A 3,494-nucleotide genomic window follows, 5' to 3' on the forward strand; every position below is an offset into this window, starting at 1 on the left:
GACGACAAGCTTTGTGATCTGATGATCATTTGCTTTTGAGCCAATTGTATTTGCTTCCCGATTCAGCTCCTGAACGAGAAAGTCGAGTTTGCGCCCGACAGCTCCGCCACCAGCTAATATATCACGAAACTGGGCGAAGTGGCTCTTCAGCCTGGTAATCTCTTCAGTAATATCAGAGCGGTCTGCAAAAATTGCACATTCTGTTACAAGCCGGCTCTCGTCTAATACATCTTCAGTCCATTCTTTTATTCTGGCGTACAGCCGTTCCCGATAACGAGATACGACATCCGCTGCCAGCAATTCAGTTTCTTTCACCAGCTCTTCAAGCTGATCAATATGCTTCAGGCAGTCTTTCGCTAAAAGCAGCCCCTCTTTTTCACGCATTTTACAGAGACCTTTTACCGCTTCCTCTGCAGCAGCGGTGATTAACGCCTCCAGCTTGTCATTTTGCGTCTGTTCTTCATGAATCTGGACGACATGGTCAAGCTTAAAGAAATCCATTACATCAGGCTCTGCAGACAATTGATACCGCTTCTTCATATTTCCCGCAGCTGCGACAAACTCATCAAGCAGCGCCCAATCAATTTCAAGCCTTTTCTCTACAAGCATATCGCTGTCAACTGATACGAAAAGCTCAATTCTTCCGCGCTGGATATGCTGCAGAATGGTCTGTTTCAGCTTATCTTCAAAATATAGCAAAGGCCTTGGCAAACGAGCGTTCACTTCTTTAAACCTGTAGTTCACAGATTTAAGTTCAACGCTTACAGAGAGATCATCTTGTGTTTTGCTTGCACTGCCGAAGCCTGTCATACTTCGTATCATTTTAAAACACCCAATTCTTCCCTGTTCTCATAATAAAAGGGCAATAGACATGCTATTACCCCTAAGATTATATCATATGAATTTATTTTTTTCTTGTCAAAAGTGACCCAGCCAGCAAAAAAGTAGGGATGGCGGACATGCCGATGACGAGCATCCAGTCTCCAGGCGTGATGGCGACGGTATGGAAAATTGGCTGAAGCGGCGGATAGTAGATCACAACAAGCATCAGCAAAATTGATGACAATACTGCGCCGAGTAAGTATAGATTTTGAAACGGATTTCTGGAAAAAACAGAGGTCTCGCTGCGACAGTCAAAAACGTGAATAAGCTGAGCCAGCACCAAAGTGGCAAACGCAATCGTCTGGGCATAAGCCAAATTCTCCGGATTCCGGTGATACACAATGATAAACGCTAAAATAGTGGCAGCTCCGATCAAAAAACCTCTGGAGACGACCTTCCATCCAAGCTTGCGGGCAAACACCCCTTCTTTCGGATGACGGGGCTTCCGTTTCATCACGTCTCCTTCCGGCTGATCCATGCCGAGAGCCATTGCCGGCAATCCGTCCGTCACCAAGTTGACCCACAAAATCTGAATCGGCACGAGCGGCAAAGGAAGGGCAAGCAGCATCGCAAACAGCATGACAAGAATTTCTCCGACGTTAGAAGCCAACAGATATCTGATAAACTTTCTGATATTTTCATAGATGTTTCTGCCCTCTTTTATCGCAGATTTGATCGTTGCAAAATTATCATCCACGAGAACAAGGGATGACGCTTCTTTGGCCACATCTGTCCCTGTAATACCCATAGCGACTCCGATGTCAGCTTGTTTAATGGCTGGGGCGTCATTGACGCCGTCTCCCGTCATCGCCACAATATGCCCGTTTTCCTGATAGGCTTTTACGATTTTCAGTTTATGCTCAGGAGAAACGCGGGCAAATACATACACATCCTCCACCACATTAGAAAGTTCTTCTTGAGAAAGTTCATTCAGCATCTTGCCGTCCATGATTTTGCCGTTTTTCGGAAGGAGGCGCAAGTCTTTCGCTATCGCTTTAGCTGTCTCCACATGATCGCCTGTAATCATAACGGTCTTAATTCCTGCTTCACGGCATTCTTTAATCGCCTGTCTGACTTCCGGCCGCGGCGGATCAATAATGCCCGAAAGACCGAGCATCGTCAGATCTTTCTCAGCCTGCTCTATAGACGGTGTTTCACCTGCTTTTATCGGCCTGTAGGCGACCGCTATCGTTCTGAGCGCCTGGGATGCCAGATGTCTTAATACCGCCTCTGTTTCTGCTTTTCTCTCATTTGAGAAAAGAGCTGCTGAGCCGTCATAAAAAATACGGGAAGAGCGTTGCATCAGTACATCTGGTGCACCTTTTGTAATGATATACCGCTTTCTGTCCTGATCCTCTACAATGACAGTCATCATTTTCCGTGCTGAATCAAACGGAAACTCTTCAATCACCCGGTAATGAGAGTCAACAAATTCCTTGGAAAAACCGCCTTTTCTTGCCGCGGTGAGCAGCGCTCCCTCTGTTGGATCTCCGTCAAGCACATATTCGCCGTCTCTTTTCTCAATATTGGAGTTGTTACAAAGCGCTCCGAACAGGAGCATCTGCTGAAGCGGTATATGCTCATTCACACTGACCTCTTTTTCGTTCAGTGTGAAGCTTCCTTTCGGTTCATAGCCTGCCCCCGTCACTCTCCATGTTTTCCCTCCGGACCAGACATGTGTCACCGTCATTTTGTTTTGCGTCATTGTCCCTGTTTTATCCGAACAAATGATAGACGCACACCCAAGCGTTTCAACCGCAGGGAGCTTTCTTACGATTGATTTTTGCTTAATCATTCGCTGTACGCCAAGCGACAGCGCCACAGTTACAATCGCCGGGAGCCCCTCCGGAATCGCGGCTACTGCTAACGACACACCCGCTAAAAACATGCTGTACAGATCGTGACCCTGGATGACACCGACAGCAACGACAAGTACCGTCAGAAGCAATGCAACAACAATTAAAATCTTCCCGAGCTGCTCCAGTCTTCTTTGCAGCGGGGTTGACAGTGTCCCTGCCGATTCAAGCATGTCGGCAATTTTGCCCATTGCCGTATTCATTCCGGTGCCGACGACGACCCCGACACCGCTGCCACGGGTCACAATCGTTCCCATAAATGCCATATTCGTAATATCGCCGAGCGAAACATCCGGTTTTTTCAATTTATCGGCATGCTTCACAACCGGGATGGATTCCCCAGTCAGCGCTGATTCTTCTATTTCAAGGCTTCTTGCTTCGACAATTCGAACGTCTGCTCCAATCCTGTCACCGCTCGTAAATTTCACAATATCGCCCGGCACAAGTTCCTTAGAAGGAATCTTTGTCCAGCTTCCTTCCCTGAGCGCCATGACATGCGGTGTTGAAAGCTCTTTTAAAGCCTGAAGAGATTGCTCAGCCCGCCTTTCTTGAAAGAAACCGAGTATGCCATTCACAAACACAATCGCAATAATCGCAACCGCGTCTACGTATTCACCAAGAAATCCTGAGATTAACGTTGCCGCCAAAAGCACAAGCACCATAAAATCTTTGAACTGCGCGAAAAACAAGAGAAGCGCTGATGTTTTTTTTCCTTCTTGCAGCTCGTTTGGTCCATGCTTATCGAGGCGTTTTTTC

Annotated in this window: 2 protein-coding genes; both read right to left on the reverse strand. The window is 47.0% G+C overall.

Annotation, left to right across the window (positions count from 1 at the left end):
* Positions 1-822 (reverse strand): YicC/YloC family endoribonuclease (locus RAC86_RS36770; protein WP_377886783.1); only part of this gene is annotated, 822 nt, incomplete at its 3' end.
* 82 nt (positions 823-904) lie between these two features.
* Positions 905-3,494: calcium-translocating P-type ATPase, SERCA-type (locus tag RAC86_RS36775; protein WP_377886784.1), on the reverse strand; the 2,590-nt coding region annotated here is incomplete at its 5' end.

Source organism: Bacillus sp. LR_5 (assembly GCF_042709275.1).